The organism is Catellatospora sp. NPDC049133 (assembly GCF_040648455.1).
Classification (GTDB): Bacteria; Actinomycetota; Actinomycetes; order Mycobacteriales; family Micromonosporaceae; genus Catellatospora; species Catellatospora aurea.
Window position 1 is genome coordinate 156879 of the sequence record NZ_JBEZDT010000019.1, and the last position, 18612, is coordinate 175490.

General features: G+C 70.6%; 14 protein-coding genes. 7 read left to right on the forward strand and 7 right to left on the reverse strand.

The features are described from left to right. Positions 1 to 37: 37 nt before the first annotated feature. Positions 38 to 3367, reverse strand: coding sequence for a S8 family serine peptidase (locus tag AB0B35_RS22580; RefSeq protein WP_361048572.1), 3330 nt, complete (start codon positions 3365 to 3367; stop codon positions 38 to 40). A 354-nt stretch (positions 3368 to 3721) separates the two neighbouring features. Further along, positions 3722 to 4174 (reverse strand): MarR family transcriptional regulator, encoded by a 453-nt coding sequence (locus tag AB0B35_RS22585; protein ID WP_361048574.1) that lies wholly within the window; start codon positions 4172 to 4174, stop codon positions 3722 to 3724. A 58-nt stretch (positions 4175 to 4232) separates the two neighbouring features. Here AB0B35_RS22585 and AB0B35_RS22590 point away from each other — a divergent pair, with 58 nt between their 5' ends. Then, entirely contained in the window at positions 4233 to 5354 is a 1122-nt protein-coding gene (locus AB0B35_RS22590; protein ID WP_361048576.1) for a hypothetical protein, read from the forward strand. Between the two features lie 118 nt (positions 5355 to 5472). Here AB0B35_RS22590 and AB0B35_RS22595 read toward each other — a convergent pair whose 3' ends face one another. Continuing rightward, positions 5473 to 6444 carry a helix-turn-helix transcriptional regulator gene (locus AB0B35_RS22595; RefSeq protein WP_361048578.1) on the reverse strand — a complete coding sequence of 324 codons (972 nt, stop codon included), beginning with the start codon at positions 6442 to 6444 and terminating at the stop codon, positions 5473 to 5475. A gap of 420 nt (positions 6445 to 6864) precedes the next feature. Between AB0B35_RS22595 and AB0B35_RS22600 the strand changes: the two genes are divergently transcribed. Then, complete coding sequence (locus AB0B35_RS22600; RefSeq protein ID WP_360531853.1) at positions 6865 to 7125, forward strand: hypothetical protein; 261 nt, start codon at positions 6865 to 6867, stop codon at positions 7123 to 7125. Between the two features lie 77 nt (positions 7126 to 7202). Continuing rightward, positions 7203 to 8606, forward strand: coding sequence for a VCBS repeat-containing protein (locus tag AB0B35_RS22605; RefSeq protein ID WP_360531855.1), 1404 nt, complete (start codon positions 7203 to 7205; stop codon positions 8604 to 8606). 137 nt (positions 8607 to 8743) lie between these two features. Here the strand turns inward: AB0B35_RS22605 and AB0B35_RS22610 are convergent, their stop codons facing one another. Together AB0B35_RS22610 and AB0B35_RS22615 are read right to left on the reverse strand one after the other, a co-directional pair. Further along, positions 8744 to 9247: a hypothetical protein gene (locus AB0B35_RS22610; protein WP_361048580.1), complete on the reverse strand. Its 504-nt coding sequence runs from the start codon at positions 9245 to 9247 to the stop codon at positions 8744 to 8746. Positions 9248 to 9328: 81 nt separating this feature from the next. Continuing rightward, on the reverse strand, positions 9329 to 9604 hold the full coding sequence (locus tag AB0B35_RS22615; RefSeq protein ID WP_361048582.1) for a hypothetical protein: 276 nt from the start codon (positions 9602 to 9604) through the stop codon (positions 9329 to 9331). Between the two features lie 218 nt (positions 9605 to 9822). Between AB0B35_RS22615 and AB0B35_RS22620 the strand changes: the two genes are divergently transcribed. The 4 genes from AB0B35_RS22620 (at position 9823) to AB0B35_RS22635 (ending at position 15868) form a co-directional block, all read left to right on the forward strand. After that, positions 9823 to 10764 carry a hypothetical protein gene (locus tag AB0B35_RS22620; protein WP_361048584.1) on the forward strand — a complete coding sequence of 314 codons (942 nt, stop codon included), beginning with the start codon at positions 9823 to 9825 and terminating at the stop codon, positions 10762 to 10764. Positions 10765 to 11026: 262 nt separating this feature from the next. Continuing rightward, a complete protein-coding gene (locus AB0B35_RS22625) occupies positions 11027 to 12685 on the forward strand; it encodes a beta-1,3-glucanase family protein (protein ID WP_361048586.1) in 1659 nt (552 codons plus the stop codon). Between the two features lie 196 nt (positions 12686 to 12881). After that, positions 12882 to 15011, forward strand: a complete 2130-nt coding sequence (locus AB0B35_RS22630; protein ID WP_360531870.1) for a diguanylate cyclase — start codon at positions 12882 to 12884, stop codon at positions 15009 to 15011. Positions 15012 to 15253: 242 nt separating this feature from the next. Then, positions 15254 to 15868, forward strand: a complete 615-nt coding sequence (locus AB0B35_RS22635; protein WP_361048588.1) for a dihydrofolate reductase family protein — start codon at positions 15254 to 15256, stop codon at positions 15866 to 15868. A gap of 291 nt (positions 15869 to 16159) precedes the next feature. Here AB0B35_RS22635 and AB0B35_RS22640 read toward each other — a convergent pair whose 3' ends face one another. Continuing rightward, positions 16160 to 17182 (reverse strand): LacI family DNA-binding transcriptional regulator, encoded by a 1023-nt coding sequence (locus AB0B35_RS22640; protein WP_361048590.1) that lies wholly within the window; start codon positions 17180 to 17182, stop codon positions 16160 to 16162. Positions 17183 to 17390: 208 nt separating this feature from the next. Continuing rightward, complete coding sequence (locus tag AB0B35_RS22645; RefSeq protein WP_361048612.1) at positions 17391 to 18374, reverse strand: LacI family DNA-binding transcriptional regulator; 984 nt, start codon at positions 18372 to 18374, stop codon at positions 17391 to 17393. Positions 18375 to 18612: the final 238 nt, after the last annotated feature.

Here is an 18612-nt window from a genome sequence, read left to right on the forward strand (position 1 = left end):
GCGCAGGTTCGCGCACCCCGGCTTCAGCTCACTGCGATCAGGGCTGCTGCCCGGCGGTGCCGGGCTTCTGCACGACCACGGCGGAGCCGACCACGGTGACACCCGGCACGGTCGAGGCGGTCATCTCAGTGGTGAGAGCGCCGAACCCGGTCTGGATGCCGCGGACGTTGATCGTGTACGACACCGAGCCGCCCGGGGCGGGGTCGGTGCTGGTGACGACCAGGTCCTCGGTCGGCAGGGTGCCGACGGGGAGCTGCTCGCCGCCGGTGCCGTCAGCGCTCTCCGCGCCCACGATGTACGCCTGACCACCCGGGTCGGCGGGCAGCGCGGCCGCGTCGTACGCGTACGAGATGTCCTGCGTGCCGTTGACGCCGATCCAGATTTGGAAGTGGCGGTTGGAGTTGGTGCCCCACACGTCCACCTGCCACTCGATGACCAGCCAGGTGCTGACGCCGTCGGTCAGCGTCGCCACCCGCAGGCCCTCGTCGTTGCTGCCGTCGAGGTCGGTCCAGAACGGTGCCAGCACGTTGTTCGGGCGGGCGGTGTCCGGGATCTGGGTCAGGGCGCAGCAGTTGTTGTCCTCGCTGGTGGCGCCGCCGACGACGGCGTAACCGTTGGAGAGGATGCCGATCGAGGTGTACGTGATGCCGTTGTACACGTAGGGCGGCACGTTGTAGTTGATGACGGACTCGTCACCGAGCGGGTCCGGCGTGATGCCGAACGCCGCCAGCGGGATGTAGCCCGCCGGTCCCGCACCCGGGGCGATCGACGGCACGCCCGGCTTGGCGCCGGTCAGCGCGACGTTGTTCTTGGTGACCTGCCACGGCGTGTCCAGGGTGGCACCGGTGACGCCGGTGGCCTTGAGCTTGCCGTTGAGCACGGTCTTGAGGTCGACGTCGGCGTCGGCGAACGCGTTGTTCGTCGCGGTCACCGTGCAGGTGGTGCTGCCCGACAACGGGATCGAGCCCGCGGCGCAGGTGCTGGTCAGGCTGACGTTGCCCTGCTGCGGCACGAACGCCACCGGCAGGTGCAGGGTCGGCATGCCGGCCCGGGTCGCGTCCAGGTCGATCTGGCCGAAGTACTGCCCGGTGGGCGCGTTCGACTCGATGGTGACCTTCAGCTTCACGGACTTGCCCGGGTTCAGCGTGAACGTCGCCGGCGCCACGGTGATCTTGCTACCGGCCGGAGCCGACGTGGTGACCTTGTAGGTCTGCGCCTTGTTGCTCACGTTGGTCGCGGTGCGGTACGTCGAGACCCGGCCCGGCAGGGTCGGCACGTTGATCGACGGCAGGTTCAGGTGCACCGCCGCGAGCGGGTCGTTGCCCAGCGCGAACATGCGCTCGGCGGTCTCGTCGAAGGTGATGCCCGGGTTGGACGCCTTCGTCAGGTCCAGGCGGCCCGAACCGTGGTCGAACGGGTCGGCCGGGGTGACCGTGTCCTCCTTGACGACCGACGTCTTCGCCGTGGTCATCATGGCGGACTTGATCTGGCCGGGCGTCCACGTCGGGTGCGCGGCCTTGAGCAGCACGGCCGCGCCCGCGATGTGCGGGGCGGACATGGACGTGCCGGCGATGGCCTGGAAGTACTCGCCCGCCGGGCCGCCCTCGACGGCGTCCGGGGTGGGCGTGTTGCCCGCCAGGATCTGCACACCCGGGGCGGTGATGTCGGGCTTGATGCCCAGCCCGCCCGGGCCGCGCGACGAGAACGCCGCCATCACGTCGGCCTGGCCGTTCTGCTTCTGCCCGGCCGTGAACGACGCGGTGATGCCGGCCGGGTGGGCCGCCACGAACGCGTTGAACTGCGTGCCGTCGGCCAGGTGCACCGTCGGCAGGTAGTGGTTGTCGGTCTCGATGTCGGCCAGTGCGGCATTGAACAGGATCATGCCTGCCGCGCCGCCCGCCTTGACGTGGTAGCCCTTCTCCACGCGGGCGTTGACGCCGCGCTGGCACGCCACGATCTTCCCGGCGACCGAGGCGGGGGCGTCGGCCTGGCACAGCGGGTCGCCGTACGACGAGGCCATCACCACGGGCAGCTCGCCGACCCCGGAGGTGATCGACGCGCCGTGCAGCACCAGGGTGTCCGCACCCGACTTGAGGGTCAGCGTGGACACGAACTCACGGACCTGGGTCGACGCCGCGACCGTGGTGACCCACGGCGACACGTGGTCGGTGGTCGCCGAGCCGGGGCCCGAGTTGCCGGCCGAGGCCGACACGAACACGCCCGCCGCGTACGCGTCGAGGAACGTGAGCTCCACGGCGTCGGTGAACGGGTTGCTGCCACCCGAGATCGAGTAGTTGATCACCGACACGCCGTCGAGGATCGCCTGCTGCGCGGCCGCGGCCAGGTCGGAGCTGTAGCCGCCCTGCGGGCCGAGGGCCTTGTACACCGACACCCACGCACCCGGGGCGACGCCGTTCAGAGGACCGCGCTCGACGCCGAACACCGTCGCCGAGGTGAGCTTGTTGCCGGCCGCCGTGGACGCGGTGTGCGTGCCGTGGCCGCCGCTGTCACGCGCCGACGGGTACATGTCGTCACCGGTCTGCGCGTCGTAGGTGTCCAGGAACTTGGCACCGCCGATGAGCTTCTTGTTGCAGACGAAGACGTCGGTGGCGGGGGTCAGCGGGTTGTCGCCGAAGTCGCACTCGCGCGGCGTGCCGTCGGCCTTGGCCGGCGGAGCGCCCAGGTTGCCCTGGTCGGCGAAGGACGGGTGCTCCGGCCACGCACCGGTGTCGATGACACCGATGATGATGCCCTTGCCCGCGTTGGCGGTGCCGCCCAGGCCCGGGTAGAGCGAGGTCGCACCGATGAACGGGGCGCTGGCGTCGGTGAGCGTCTTGCGCAGCTCGTCCTTCTGCACCGCGGACACGCCCGGGATCTTCAGCACGTCGGCGATCTTGTTGGCGGGAACGACCGCCGCGACACCGCCGTACACGGTGCGCAGCCGCTGCCCGGCCTTGGCGCCCTTGACGTTGCCGAGGGCCTTGACGAACGCGTCCTCACGCTGGGCGAGGTAGCCCTCGTAACGCTTCTCCGCGGCGTTGCCCGACAGCTTCTTGCCGGTGACGCGCGGGCTGGTCGCGGCGTAGCCGTCGATGCCGCCGGCGTAGGTCGCCACGGCGTCGACGTCGAGCTTCACCAGCACCGGCACCAGGGCGGTGTCGGTGCGGCCGAGCAGCGACGGGTCGGTCTGCGCGAGGCGGCTGCTGGGGGTCTTGTCCGCCGTGATGTGCGACGTCGCCGTCACCTTGTTCGCCTTGAAGGGCGAGGGCTGCGGAGCCGCCATTCCGGGAGTGGTCCACGTCGCGCCGGTCAGCGGCACGACGAGAACCCCCACGAACGCAGCTCGTAGCCACCTGGGTGTTCTCATCCGGACACCTTTCTAGGGCCTGAGCGGAGGTGGCGGCGCACGGAGCCGCAGAGCGGTCCGGAACAGGAGAGCGCCGCTAGGGGGAATGCGAAGGGATCGTTGCACAAGAAGGCAATCCGGCACCAGAGTCTCAACGGTCAGAACGTAGTCAATCAGTGTCCGAACAGGATCCAAACGATGCGCACAAGAAGCCGAACCGATGACATCGACGCAGGTCGCAGCCGCGCGGATGGCGCAATCAACCGACGCGGTGCAAACCCGGCCGTTTCACCGACGCATTTCGATCCGGGTGGGCGAGGCCGCGAAGCGACGCGGACGCCCTTCGCTCTTTCCGGACATTCTTTGTATGGCCGGTCAACGCGAACCGTCGGCGGGAGCCTTTCCGGCGGCAAGGTGGCTCAGCACCCGGTGGAAGACGGCCCAGTCCCGCGCGCCGACCTCGTCGCGCCAGCGGTTCTCGGTCTCGGCGAGGATCTCCAGGATGCGCGCCTGCAGGCGCAGGCCCTTGGCGGTGGGTCGGACGATGCGGGCGCGCCGGTCGGCGGGATCCGGGTCGACGTGCAGGAAACCGGCCTGCTGCATGGTGGCGACGAACTCGCCGAGGGACTGCTTGGTCATGCCGACGCGGGCGGCGAGTTCGGTGGGGCGCAGCCCTTCGGCGGGGGTCATCGAGAGCAGTCGCAGATGCGAGCCGCGCAGGTGGTGCGGTTCATCGGCGACCTCGGCCTCCATGCCCCGCCGGCCGGCGGTCAGCGCCTGCCCCAGCAGGTCGAACACGTGCGGGGGATCGCCGTTGACCGAACTCATCAGGCTACCTTACTATCTCCCCAGGTCGTCAGGTAGCCTTACTATCCCGGAGCCGGTGATGGAACTGTCCGCAACGGAAGTGGCCGAGGTCGCCAAGCTCGTGCTCGGCACGGACACCGACCCCGGCCCCTGGCACGTCGAGCCGATCGCCTACCAGTCCGGCTCCCCCGCCACCGGTGGCCTGGCCCGCGTACGCGGCGCGGGCGACGGCCGCCCGTGGAGCGTCTTCGTCAAACTGGTGCACCACGCGCGGCACTGGCCGCTGCTGCACCTGGTGCCCGAGCAGTTCCGGGACGAGCTGTGCCGGACCCTGCCGTGGCGGCAGGAGCTGGCGATGTGGAAGCAGCCGTTCGCCGGACACCTGCCGGAGGGGCTGCGCGTCCCCGTCCTGTACCGGATCACCGAACTGGACGACGAGCGTCTGCTGCTGTGGATGGAGGACGTCGACGCCATCGCCGATGCCGAGTGGACCCTCGACCACTACCGGCGCGCCGCCACGGCGCTCGGCGGGCTCGCCGCCCTGCGCAGCACCCCGGAGCTGCTCGCCGGCGCGGGCGAACCGGGGTGGGCGCTGCGGATGCTGGTCGGCAACCGGGTCATGCGCGGCTCGGTCCCCGCCCTCGACGAGGACGGGATCTGGGCCCATCCCCTGGTCGTGTCCACGGTCGACGCCCGCTTGCGCGACGATCTGCGCCGCATCGCCGCGGCCGTGCCCGAGATCCTGGACCGGCTCGACGCGCTGCCGCAGGCGCTGGCGCACGGCGACGCGAGCCCCCAGAACCTGCTGGTCCCGCGCGGCGAACCGGACGTGTTCGTGGCCATCGACGTCGCGTTCCAGTGCCCGCTGGCGATCGGCTTCGACCTCGGCCAGCTGCTGGTCGGCCTGGCCCATGCCGGACATGTGGACGCTGCCGCACTGCCGGCGATCCACGACATGATCGTGCCGGCCTACCTCGAGGGCATGCGCACCAACGGCGTCGACCCCGACCCGGACGCGGTCACTTACGGTTACGTCGGGGGCCTGGCCGCCCGCGCCGCCCTCACCTCGCTGCCGTACGAGACGCTGGGCGCGCCGCCGACCGAGCAGCTCACCACTGTGTGGCGGCAACGGACCGCACTGACCCGCTTCCTCGCCGACCTCACCCTCAACCTGCTCGAGCCTGCCGTCGCCAAGGGCTGACCGACAACACCGAGCACCGGGTCACTTCACAGCGGGCGGCCCCCCAGCCGCGACCGGGCTCACCCGGGCAAGCGGCGCGAGCATCCGACCGGCCGCAGGCGCAGGCGCACCGTGCTGATCACAGCCAGCCCCGCCGACCCGCTTCCAGGCCGGCCTGGAAGCGGCTGCGCGCGCCGAGGCGATCCATGAGGTCTGCGGCCATCCGACGTACGGTGCGCAGCGACACGCCGAGCTTGCGGGCTGCCATCTCGTCGGTCTGCCCATCGGCCAGCAGCTGGATCAGCTGCTTCGACTGCGAGTCGAGGCCGTTGGCGTCGGTGGGGGCGGCTTGCCCGAAAGCCACCGCGCCGGCCCAGATCTGCTCGAACAACGCGTGGACGGCGGCTACCACCCCCGGACTGCGGACCTCGACCGCGCCGAGCCTGCTATTGCCGGGGTCGAGAGGCAGCATGGCGATCTCGCGGTCGTAGATGATGGCGAGCATCGGGACGGTGGACGTCGTTCGCAGGCCGCCACCCAGACCCGTCAACCAGCGGGCATAGGTGACCAGGGCAGGATCGTTGCGGTAGCTCTCCTGGTAGATGCACCGCAGCCGCACCCCGCGCTCGATCATCTGCTGGTTCAGGGGAGTGCTGGCGGACTTGGCGTCGGCAGTCTGCGCGCTGCGCGGGTTGAGTGACAGGCACTCGCTGCGGACGACGCGCGAAAGCTCGGCGATACGTGCGCGGACGGCATCGACACCCTCGTGGCGCACCGCGTTGTCGCGCTCGGCATGCCTCGCCTGTTCGAGCGCGATCGCCGCAACCGCCTCGCGGGTAGCGGCGATCTGCCGCTGGCGTTCCAGCATCTCGGACTCGGCTCGAGCGAGCAGGGCGTTGAGGCCGACCGACGGGCCGACGGCGCGCACACCTGCACCGCTCTGTTCGTCGGCCAGCAGGGAGAGGTCGGCGAGCTGGTCCAGTGCCTGACGTACCTGCTTCTCGGTGGATTCGAGGCGCTCCGCGAGCTGCTCGACACCCAACGTGTGGTCGGCGAGCATCGCCCGGTACACGGACTCGGCGAATGCACTGATTCCCAGCGGCGCGAGCATCTCATTACCCCCGTAACTTGCTCGCCCGAAGTATCGATCATGACTTGGGAAGGCGCAAGGCATGTCCGATTAGCACCCGATACGGCATTCCGGCTGTTTGCAGTGAATGGTTCGACGTACAGGCTTCGAGCTGCCGAAACATGCCACATTCGACTGCCCGCTGCTGGCACCAAAGTGCAGGGCACGTTGGTGCCAGTGCGTTTCCGATGACTTCGCGAATTCGCTCGGACATTCTTGTTCCAGCGAGCCGAAGGGGTTCGGAAAGTGATGGAAACGGGGAAACGGAAATGAAGCGTACAGCGAGCGCGGCCGTGATCGCGATAATCCTCTCTCTGTCTGGAATGTTCCTCGCCCAGAGTCCGGCCGCCGCTGCCGCTTCGACCGCCGTTTCCACGAACGGCGGCAATGAATGGGGGTGACATGCACCTCGTCAAGATCAACCTGCGGGGCGACCACCAGGCACGACTGGCGAGCAGCGAACCGATCCTGACCGACCTGATCTGGGCTCACGCCGGACAGGACGGAGGAGTCGAGCACATCAGAGTTCGAATCCGACCCGAAGCAATGGCGATCGCCCTCTTCATTCGAGTAGCCGATGAAAGCCGCGCACACGACGCGGCAATCGAATTGATCAAGCGCGTACTGGATGCCCCCGCAATGCAGGGCTGGCAACTTATCTGACTCTTTCGTAAAGGCAAGGCGGTGTCCTCCGGGCCCCGTCGCGATGACTCACACCCTTCATCAGAACGGAAACCACGATGCGTACCCACACCCCCACGTACCGCAGGCTGGCCAGCGGCATGCTCGGCCTCGCCCTCGCTGCCGGGCTCGGCGCGAGTGTCGGCCTCGCCGTCGACCTGTCGGCCACGCCCACGGCCGCCCATGCAGCATCGGTCAAGGGCGGATCGATCACCCGGGCGGAGGTCATCGAGCGTGCCGAGTACTGGCTGGACCGCGCCGGCAGCATCTCCTACAACCAGAGTGGCTCCTATCCGGACCCGCAGGGAGACAACTACCGGACCGACTGCTCGGGCTACATCGCCATGGCCCTGCACATGAGCACCCAGCCGAGCACCGGCGGGTTCGCGAGCCACCCGGATGTCATCGCCATCTCCCGCTCGGAGCTGAAGCCGGGCGACTTCCTGATCACCAGTGGACACGGCATCCTCTTCGGCGGCTGGGAGAGCGCCAGCACCTTCTCCTACTACGCCTTCGGCTCGACGCCGGTCGATTTCAACCCCGGCCACTCCTTCTCCGACGCGACCCTGGACGGGCACGCCACCAGTGGTTACCAGGCCTATCGGTACACGAAGATCATCGACAGCCCGCGGATCGCGGACTTCGACGGTGATGGCAAGACCGACCAGGCGGTGCTCCGGCCGTCGACCAACACCTGGAACATCATGAAGAGCGGCAGCGGCGGCTCCGCGACGACCTGGGGTCAGAGCGGCGACGTCCTGACCCCCGGCGACTACGACGGCGACGGCAAGACCGACGTCGCGATCTGGCGGCCCTCCACCGGCAACTGGTCCATCATCCGCAGCGGCAACGGCACCAACTACGCAGTCACCTGGGGCCAGTCCGGTGACGTGGCAACGCCCGGCGACTACGACGGCGACGGCAAGACCGACGTCGCGATCTGGCGGCCCTCGACCGGCAACTGGTCCATCATCCGCAGCGGCAACGGCACCAACTACGCAGTCAACCTCGGTGTCAGCGGGGACAAGCCCGTGGTCGGCGACTTCGACGGCGACGGCAAGACCGACCAGGCCGTGTTCCACCCGGCGAACGGCACCTGGAGCATCCGCAAGAGCAGCACCGGCACCGTCACGAACACGACCTGGGGCCAGAGCGGCGACGTCCTGACCCCCGGCGACTACGACGGCGACGGCAAGACCGACGTCGCGATCTGGCGGCCCTCCACCGGCAACTGGTCCATCATCCGCAGCGGCAACGGCACCAACTACGTCGTCACCTGGGGCCAGTCCGGTGACGTGGCAACGCCCGGCGACTACGACGGCGACGGCAAGACCGACGTCGCGATCTGGCGGCCCTCGACCGGCAACTGGTCCATCATCCGCAGCGGCAACGGCACCAACTACGTCGTCAACTACGGCCTGAGCACCGACGTGCCGGTGTTCGGCGGGGTGAGCACGAACTGACCGGCTGCAGGTGAGCGGTGAGGGGCACGGCGTCCAGCGCCGTGCCCCTCACTTGCTGCCACACAGTCGGCAGGGCGCTTTACCACCGGCTCGGGTCGGCGAACCGCCGCCGTATCACGCGTCCCCGGCCCGCGACGTCAACGGCTGTCGCGGCCCGCCTGCCGGCGCGCCCCGGCCGCGCGGGATGAGGCCTGGCGCTTGCGCAGGCCCGGCGAGTCCGGTGACCGGTCGGCGACCTGGCTGCTCGGCCGGGCCTTGGCCGGCGGGCGGGAGGGCCGGGGCGGGGTGGTGTTGCGGCTCTCCTTGGCCAGCTGCAGCCGTTCGGCCTTGAGCTGCTGCGCGCTGGCCTTCGCGGCCAGCGCGACGGCGCGGCTGACCCGGGCCAGCGCGTCCTCGAACACCTCGGCCTTCTGCCGGTCGCGGGTGCCCTTGGGGTTGGCCTTGCCCCGCCCCCCGGACTCGGCGACGCGCAGGCCGGACTGGCGGCGGTAGAGCTTGACGTACTTGTTGCGTGCCCGCCGGATGCGGTCGTGCAGGTCGAGCAGACCGTCCTCGTCGAGGCCGGTGAGCCGCTCCCGCTCGGTCTCGCGGACGAGCATCATCTCGTCCTCGGTGAGCGTGTTCATGATGGCTGTGCTCATGGGCTCCCCCGACGTCGCGCGGCGCGCCGCAGCGGTCTGTTCACGCACTCTCGCTGGCCATGCTATGTCCGAGGCGGACTGCTACGGACGGAAATGCGGCATCGGGCCGGTGCTCACGACGGGTGGGATGCGCTGGGTGTCGAGCAGGCCGGGCCATTCCGCGGTGAAGCGGCTCACCGCCTCCAGGGCCTTGAGCCGGTCCTTGTCCGCCTCCCGGGCCGCGTCGTCGTCGATCTTGGCGCCCATCAGCCGGCCGTCCATCTCCCAGCGCGGGTAGCCGGCCAGTCGCCCGGCGGTCTGCACGGTGCGCGCCACGAACCGGCGCGACAGGTTGACGAACTTTTCCTCGATCCCCACGGCAGCGCTCCCCTCATCCCTGGCGACCTGCGGAAACGACCGGCGTTCCCGCTTCGATCATGCGGCGGCGGCAGCTCGTTTTGCGAATGCTCTTTCGGCTTTGAGTCGTTTTGCGCATCGACGGACCGGGCCGCCACGCATTGACGTACGTGGCCACAGACTCCAATATGTCTCTCGATACGAAACACTGTTTCGCCTACAGAAACGGGAACCTCGTCGTGAGAACATCGAGCCACCGTGTACGGCGTGCCGCCGTCGCCGCTCTCACCGCCACCCTCGCCGCCGTGACCGCGGCGCTGGCCGCACCCGTGCCCGCCTCCGCCGCGTACTCCTCGGTCACCGTCTACGCGAGCACCGTCAACGGCGACGCCGCCGACGTCTACCACCCGGTCACCAGCTCACCCCACGACCCGTGGCCGGTGGTGCTGCTGCTGCAGGGCGCCAACGTGGACAAGGCGCAGTACTCGGGCTACGCCGCCAAGGTCGCCTCGTACGGCTTCGCGGTCGTCGTGCCCAACCACTTCCAGGTGCTGTTCGGCCAGCCCGGCCTCTACGCCACCGGCGCGCAGGCCGGCTGGACGGTGACGTGGGCCCAGGCCGAGAACGCCCGCGCCGGCTCGCCGCTGCTGGGCGCGCTCGACCCGGGCAGGCTGCTGCTGCTCGGGCACTCCTTCGGCGGCGCGGCGGCGCTGAACCTGACCACCGGCCTTTGCACCCCGCCGTTCTGCACGGTGCCCGCGCCCGCCCCGCCGCAGCTGAAGGCGGTCGCGCTGTACGGGACCAACAACACCCAGCCCGGCACCGGCACCACCCCGCCGGTGGCCAACACGGTCCCGGTGGCCCTCATCCAGGGCAGCGCCGACGGCGTCGGCAGCCCGGCCAACGGCTACGCCACCTACCAGGGCGTCACCTCGCCGCCCAAGCTGTACGCCGGCGTGCTCGGAGCCAACCACTACGGCATCACCGACGCGCAGAACCCGGCCGGCGCGCGGCCCGACCTGTCCCCGCAGACCCTCGCCCAGGCGCAGAGCGTGGAGACCGTGGCCCGCTGGAGCGCCTACTGGCTGCGCGCCCAGCTCGGCGACCCGATCGGCCAGGCCTGGGTGTACGGCTTCGGCGACCTTGTCGACGCGAACGTCACCACGGAGTTCGTGCACTGACCCGAAGCCGGGCACCCGAGCCGGGCCGCGCGGTGTGCGCGGCCCGGCTCGTCATCGTTCACCGTCTATTGACCGGGGATTTGCGCGCATCGTATCGTGAGAGCGCTCTCTCAAGCACTCGGGAACTTGTGTCATCGCGATGTAGCCCTGCATCGTGGTCGGGTCCGGGAACAGTCCCGGACCCGACGAGGCCTGGAGAGCGCTCTCGCAGTCGCCCGCTGCGGGATCCGTCCACCTCATCGAGAATGTGAGGTTCCGCGACATGCGTACCAGACGAAAGGTCCTCGGCGCGCTCGCCGCGACCGCGCTGGCAGTCCCGCTGGCCGTCGCCGCGACCGCCTCGCCCGCCCAGGCGATCGGACCCGACCCGCTCCCCGTCACCGTCACCAACAACACCGGCCGCGGCGACGCGGTCTACCTGTACGTCATCGGTGTGCAGCTCAGCACCGGGCGGCTCGGCTACGTCAACGCCGCGGGCGCGTTCACGCCGTGGACCGGCGGGCAGATCCCGCCGTCACCGGCCCCCGACGTGTCGATCGCCGGTCCCGGCAACGGCGGCAGCAGCACGATCCGCTTCCCGCGCGGCTTCTCCGGTCGGGCCTACTTCTCCTTCGGCGAGAAGCTCAAGTTCTTCCTCACCCCCGACGGGCTGGTCCAGCCCGCGCCCTGGGCGTCGGGCGACGCCAACTACAACATCCTGTTCGACTGGAGCGAGTTCACCTACAACGACGCCGGCCTGTGGATCAACAGTTCCCAGGTCGACATGTTCTCAGTGCCGCATGCGGTGACGGTTACCGGCGCGTCCGGGGCGACCAGGCGCACCGGCGACGTCGTCTCCAACGGGCGCGACAACGTCATCAACCAGATCCGGGCGCAGTCGGGCTGGGCGAACACCGTCTACACCCGCCCGTCGGACGGCACCGTGCTGCGCGTGCTCGCCCCGGGCAAGGCGGCCGGGGCCGGGCTGTTCAGCGCCACCTACCTCGACGGCTACATCAACTCGGCCTGGAACGCGTACGCGTCCAAGACACTGACCGTGGTGCCGTTCACCGACCAGCCCAACACCCGCTATTTCGGGCGGACCAGCGGCAACGTCATGAACTTCACCAACTCCGCGGGCCAGCAGGTGGCCTCGTTCAACAAGCCGACCAGCGCCCACGTGTGGGGCTGCGACGGCAACCTGCAGGCGCCCAACGACCTGGTCGTCGGCCCGATCGCGCGTACGCTGTGCGCCGCGCTCAACCGCGGCACGCTGGGCACGATCGACACCCAGCCCAGCACCAACGCGGCCCAGTTCTACCAGAACAGCCCCACCAACCAGTACGCCAAGATCATTCATGCGAACATGGCCGACGGCAAGGCGTACGCGTTCGCCTTCGACGACGTCGGCGCGTTCGAGTCGCTGGTGCACGACGGCGACCCGCGCTCGGCGAGCATCGTCCTGAGCCCGTTCGGCGCGGGCGGCCCCCCGCCGAGCGGCCCGATCTCGTCGACGACCTGGTACAGCGTGATCAACAAAACCAGCAACAAGTGCGTCGACGCCCGCTCCTCGGGCACCGCGAACGGCACCGCCATCCAGCAGTACACCTGCAACAACACGTTCGCCCAGCAGTACCTGTTCCAGCCGACCAGCGGCGGCTACGTGCGGATCAACAACCGCAACAACTCCGCCCAGGTGCTCGACGTCAACGGGGTGTCCGGCGCCGACAACGCGCTGATCCACCTGTGGACCTACGGCGGGGGCAACAACCAGCAGTGGCTGCCCGTGTCCGAGGGCGGCGGGTACTACCACTTCGTGTCCCGGCACAGCGGCAAGTGCCTCGACGTCCCCGCGGCGTCGACGGCCGACAGCGTCCAGTTGGTGCAGTACACCTGCAACGGCACCGGCGCGCAGTCGTTCCGGCTGACCGCGCAGCCCTGACCGGGCCAGGACGGGGCCGCCGGGTGACCGCCCGGCGGCCCCGTCCCGTGTCGGGCGAACCTCGGCGACCGGCCCCGCGACCCGGGCACTGTGCCAGACTTGGACAGAGGGTAGTTTTCTCACCACCGGGAGGCTCGTCACGGCGGTAGACGAGGGCGCACTCGAGACCCGGACGGCCGGACGCGACCGGGCCGTGATGGGCGTCGTGCTCGCCGGCATCGCCTGGGTGGTGCTGTACGCGATCCTGCTGCGGACGACCCGCGACTCCCCCGCCGCCTCCCGCCTGGTCGGCGAGGTGATCTATCTGGTGCCGATCGCGGCCGCCACGGCGCTGGCCGTGTTCGCCGCCAGCCGCACCCGCCAACGCGTCGGCACCGCGTGGCGGCTGCTGATCGTGTCGAACTCGCTGTGGCTCATCGGCGAGTCCACCTGGGCCGTCTACTCCTACCTGTCGCCCGAGGGCGCGCCCGTGCCGTCGTTCGCCGACGCCGCATACCTGCTCTCCTACGCCGTGGCGCTGCCTGCGATTGTGATCGGCCTGGGCCTGGGCGTGCTCGGCCGGACCCAGGGGCTGCTCGACGCCCTGCTGGTGGCCGCCGGCGCGGCGGCGATCGGCTGGCAGACGCTGATCAGCCCGCTCGTGCCGAGCAGCTGGAGCGTGCCCGCCCTGGTCACGTTCCTCTATCCGGTGTTCTCGGTGAGCATCGTCAGCATCCTGGTGGCCGTCATGCTGAGCGGCGTGCGCCAGGTGCCCCGCTCGATCATCATCGTGGGCTGCGCGTTCGGCCTGGCCGCCGTCACCGACGGCGCATACGCCTACCTGACCGCCGTCGACAAGTACCAGAGCTCCAGCTGGGTGAACCTCGGCTGGCAGATCGAAGCCGTGCTGCTCTGCGTGGCTGCCGTCGTGGCCGGCCGCCGAGCGGAGGGCGATCAGCCCCGGGCCTTCGAGCCGGACCTGGCGTTCCTGCCGGCCGTGGTGGCCGTGCTCGCGGTCGGCGGCCTCGCCGTCGCCGACCTCGTCCTGGTCGGGCGGCTCAGCCTGGTGACGCTCGTGGTCACCATGGTGTTGCTGCTGGGGCTGCTGGTACGCCAGGTGGTCGCCACCCGGGACCGGGCCCGGCTCACCCAGGGGCTGCGCACCGCCGCGATCACCGACCAGCTCACCGGCCTCTACAACCGGCGCTTCTTCAAGGAGATGATCGACGTCGAGGCCGACCGCGCCGAGCGCCGCCGCCTGCCGCTCAGCCTGATCCTCATCGACCTCGACCACTTCAAGGACATCAACGACACCTACGGCCACACTGTCGGCGACGCCGTCCTGGCCGACGTCGCCCAGCGGCTGCGCCGCGAGGTGCGCGGCAGCGACCTGCTGTGCCGCTACGGCGGGGAGGAGTTCGTCTGCCTGCTGCCGGGCACCCCCGCCCCGGCCGCGTACGAGCTGGCCGAGCGGCTGCGGCAGACCCTGCGCAGCACCCCGACGGCCGTCGCCGGGGTGCCCGAGCCGGTGACGCTCACCGCCTCGCTCGGGGTCGCCACCGACGAGCCCGAGCGCGGACGGATCGACACGGACGCCCTCATCGACGAGGCCGACCAGGCCGTATACCGGGCCAAGGCGCTCGGCCGAGACCGCGTCGTCGGCTCCGGGCAGGCCTCGGCGAGCGCCGCGGACCCGATCACCGACCTGCCCCCGGCGCTGGTGTGGTTGGCCGACCGGATCGACCGGGCGCTCGGCGACCGGCAATGCGCCGCCGCGGTGTCGCGCTGGGCGTTTCGGACCGCCTCGCGGCTCGGGCTGGACGAGGCCGATCAGCGCCGCACCGCGGCCGCCGCCCGGGTGCACGACATCGGCCGGATCACCAGCCTGGCCGGACGCTTGCCCGACGAGCCGCGCGGCCCCGGCCGGGCCGAGGACCTCGGCCATCCGGCGCAGGGCGCGCGCCTGCTCGTCGAGCTGGCGGGACGCTCGGACCTGGCGCAACTGGTCGCCGCCCATCACGAGCGCCACGACGGCACCGGCTACCCGTACGGCCTGGCCGGCTCGGACATCCCGGTCGGGGCACGGATCATCGCCGTGTGCGACGCCTGGGCCGTCCTGCGCGGCGACGACCCGATCCCGCCCGGGGCGTCGCCGCCGGACGGCCGCGACGAGCTGGCCCGGGGGCGCGGCACCCGATTCGATCCCGTGGTCCTGGACGCGTTCCTGGGACTGCTCGACGACGGCGCGCTCGACGATCCGGCGCGTTTCACCGAGCCGGCTGCCGTGCCGACCGCCGTGCCCGCCCCCATCACGGCCCGGAACGAGGGAAGCACCGCCGCCCGCTGAGCCGGCGACCCACCCGCAGCACCCGCCGCTCAAGCAGGGCGCGACCCGCACCAAGGTCGCTCGATTTGCCAGGCACACGGGCGAATGCGAGGTCAAGATACGCACAGGTGCCTGGCAAGTCGGACGATCATGGGACCCCGATGCGCGCGGAAATGATTCCCGCGAGCGTGTCGAGAAACGTCGCGCCTCTCCGACCTATGGTCAGACGGGGCGGCCGCCCCGCGACAGACGAGGAGCGCACGATGAGCAAGGTCACCTGTGACATGGCGATGTCGGTGGACGGCTTCACCGCGGGCCCGAACCAGCGCGCTGACGCGCCCTTCGGCGACGGAGTCGGTGAGAGCCTGCACCGCTGGATGTTCGACGAGCCGGAGAACAACGCCGCCGAGCTGGCCGACGTGCTCGACGCGGGGGCGTTCATCATGGGCCGCAACATGTTCGGTCCCGGCCGCGGCGACTGGGATCTCGACTGGACCGGCTGGTGGGGCGACGAGCCGCCGTACCACGCGCCGGTGTTCGTGCTCACCCACCACGAGCGCGAGCCGGCGAAGATGGCGGGCGGCACCGAGTTCCACTTCGTGACCGGCGGCATCGCCGATGCCCTGGTCCGGGCACGGGCCGCCGCGGGCGACCGCAACGTCGCGATCGCGGGCGGGGCCGCGACGGTCAACCAGTTCCTGGCCGCCGGTCTGATCGACGAGCTGCGGCTGCACATCGCGCCGGTGCTGCTCGGGCGCGGCGAGCGGCTGTTCGCCGGAGTCGAGCGCACCGACCTGGTGCAGGTCGGGGTCCGGCACACCGGCCTGGTGACCCACGTGCGCTACGAGCCGGTGCGCCCGGCAGCGGCGGCGGCCTGATCGGGACCGCCGCCGCCCGGGTGACGGGAGCCCGCGACCGGGCCTCGGTCACGGGCTCCCGCCCCGGCCCCACCCCACTGGTGGCCGGGGATCCGGCGCAGCGGAAAGGGAGGGTGGGCCGCCGTCCGGGCGGGGGGCAGCCCACTGCGATGTGCGTCCCGAAACCGGGCCGCACCCGTCAGCGGTGGTCGTGCGGCTTCGAGAGCTGGACACACATCGATTGATGCGATCACCATACTGAGCGGCCGACCGAGAACGAGTCAACAAATTCCGGAAACTATCGGTGCATTCCTATCGAACGCGCGGCGGTGCGGCGCTGTCACGCACGACGAGTTCGGTGGCCAGCTCCATCCGCGGGCTCTCCACGTGCTCGCCCCTGGCCAGGCGCAGCACGGTGCGGGCGGCGACCATGCCCATCTCGGCCAGCGGCTGGCGGACCGTCGTCATCGGCGGCGACGACCAGCGCACCTCGGGCAGGTCGTCGAAGCCGACCACACTGACGTCGTCGCCGACCCGCAGTCCCTGCTGGCGTACGGCCTCGTACACGCCGAGCGCCATCTGGTCGCAGGAGGCGAAGATCGCCGTCGGCGGGTCCGGCAGCCGCAGCAGGTGCGTGCCGCCCGCGAAGCCGGACTCGTGGTAGAAGTCGCCCTGATAGACGAGGCCGTCGTCGATCGGCAGCCCGGCCGACTCCATCGCGGCGCGGTAGCCGTCCATCCGGGCCCGGCTGCACATCAGCTGGGGCAGGCCGGTGATGAACCCGATGCGCCGGTGGCCCAGCCGGATCAGGTACTCGGTCGCGGCCAGGCCGCCGGCCCAGTTGGTCGCGCCGACGGTGGGCGCGTCCTGCTGCGGGATGCCGTCGGCGTCGACGAGCACTACCGGGATGTTGAGCCGGCGCAGCTCGGCCTGCAGCGGCGGCTCCACCATCGACGTCACGAAGATGACGCCCTCGGTCGCCCGGCTGCGTACGCCGTCGAGCCACTGCTTGGCCGAGGCGTTGCGCCGGTGGATGGCCGACACCACGGTGCCGACGCCGGCGGCGTGCGCCACGTCCTCCACGCCACGGATGATCTCGACGGCCCAGGGGCTGTCGAGATCGGGGAAGACCAGGTCCAGCAGGCCGGAACTGGTGCGGGCGGCCGACGGGCGGCGGCGGTAGCCGTGCCGGGTGAGCAGTTCCTCGACCCGTTCGCGGGTCTGCACGGCCACATCGGAGCGGCCGTTGAGCACGCGCGAGACCGTGGGCACCGACACCCCGGCCAGATCGGCGATCACGGCGATGGTGACCTTGCGCGTATCTTTCTCAGCCACAGACAGCTCCTCAGGCCCGGCGCGACGGCAGGGGGTGCCGCCGCGGCGGCCGCCGGTCGGGACGCCGGCAGCCTGGGCTCAGCGTAGCCATGAAAGTTTCGCGCGACTACCGATACTTGTTACCGGTCAAGATTTTGTCATGGGGATCAGGCGCTGAGGACGCGTGGTGCGGCGGCTCCGGGCGGCACGCCGCACCACACGACGTCGGTCAGCGCCGCGGGGCTGCGGCGCTGTCGCGTACCACCAGCTCGGTGGCCAGCTCCAGGCGCGGACTCTCGACCTTCTCCCCCTGGGCCAGGCGCAGCACGGTGCGCGCGGCCAGCAGGCCCATCTCGGCCAGCGGCTGGCGGACCGTGGTCAGCGGCGGTGAGCACCACCGCACCTCGGGCAGGTCGTCGAAGCCGACGACGCTGATGTCGTCGGCCACGCGCAGGCCGCGGCGGCGGATGGCCTCGTAGACGCCCAGGGCCATCTGGTCGCTGGAGGCGAAGATGGCGGTCGGCGGGTCGGGCAGCCGCAGCAGCTGGCTGCCGCCGGAGAAACCGGCCTCGTGGTAGAAGTTGCCGAGGTAGACGAGCTTGTCGTCGAAGGTGATGCCGGCGGCCTCGAGTGCGGCCCGGTAGCCGTCGATGCGAGCGCGGCTGCACATCAGCTGCGGCGGGCCGGCGATGAAACCGATGCGGGTGTGGCCGAGGCCGATGAGGTACTCGGTGGCGCGCAGTGCGCCGGCCCAGTTGGTCGCGCCGATGGTCGGAGCCTCCTGCGGGGGCACGCCCGCGGGGTCCACGATGACGACGGGGATGTTGAGGCGGCGCAGCTCGGCCTGCAGCGGCGGCTCCAACGTGGACGTCACGAAGATGACGCCCTCGGTGGAACGGGTGCGCAGGTTCTCCAACCACTGCTTGGCCGCCGAGGTGCGCCGGTGGATGGCGGACACCACGGTGCCGATGCCGGCGGCGTGGGCGACGTCCTCGACGCCGCGGATGATCTCGACGGCCCAGGGGCTGTCGAGGTCGTTGAAGACGAGGTCGACCAGTCCGGAGCTGGCCCGCATGCTCGGCGGGCGGCGGCGGTAGCCGTGGCGGGTGAGCAGTTCCTCGACGCGTTCGCGGGTCTGCGGGGAGACGTCGGAGCGGCCGTTGATGACGCGCGAGACCGTCGGCACGGACACTCCGGCCAGGCGCGCGATCACCGCGATGGTCACTTTCCGGTTGTCGTCCACGGCGGGTCGCCCTTTCGTCTTCGGTGAGCGTGCGGCGGCGAAGGCCCGGCGCAGCAGCCCGATCGAGCTGCTGCGCCGCACGACCGCGCCCGTGGCGGGCAGGTTGGGGTCAGCCCTTGATGCTGCCGGCGAGGCCGCCGATGAGTTGGCGTTCGGCGACGGCGTAGAAGCCGAGGGCGGGGATCATGGACAGGACGACGTAGGCGAG

Bases quoted from the DNA above. Each gene is read 5' to 3' on its own strand.
- AB0B35_RS22580 (WP_361048572.1), bottom strand. From the start codon at position 3,367: ATGAGAACACCCAGGTGGCTACGAGCTGCGTTCGTGGGGGTTCTCGTC.
- AB0B35_RS22585 (WP_361048574.1), bottom strand. From the start codon at position 4,174: ATGAGTTCGGTCAACGGCGATCCCCCGCACGTGTTCGACCTGCTGGGG.
- AB0B35_RS22590 (WP_361048576.1), top strand. From the start codon at position 4,233: ATGGAACTGTCCGCAACGGAAGTGGCCGAGGTCGCCAAGCTCGTGCTC.
- AB0B35_RS22595 (WP_361048578.1), bottom strand. From the start codon at position 6,444: ATGCTCGCGCCGCTGGGAATCAGTGCATTCGCCGAGTCCGTGTACCGG.
- AB0B35_RS22600 (WP_360531853.1), top strand. From the start codon at position 6,865: ATGCACCTCGTCAAGATCAACCTGCGGGGCGACCACCAGGCACGACTG.
- AB0B35_RS22605 (WP_360531855.1), top strand. From the start codon at position 7,203: ATGCGTACCCACACCCCCACGTACCGCAGGCTGGCCAGCGGCATGCTC.
- AB0B35_RS22610 (WP_361048580.1), bottom strand. From the start codon at position 9,247: ATGAGCACAGCCATCATGAACACGCTCACCGAGGACGAGATGATGCTC.
- AB0B35_RS22625 (WP_361048586.1), top strand. From the start codon at position 11,027: ATGCGTACCAGACGAAAGGTCCTCGGCGCGCTCGCCGCGACCGCGCTG.
- AB0B35_RS22630 (WP_360531870.1), top strand. From the start codon at position 12,882: ATGGGCGTCGTGCTCGCCGGCATCGCCTGGGTGGTGCTGTACGCGATC.
- AB0B35_RS22635 (WP_361048588.1), top strand. From the start codon at position 15,254: ATGAGCAAGGTCACCTGTGACATGGCGATGTCGGTGGACGGCTTCACC.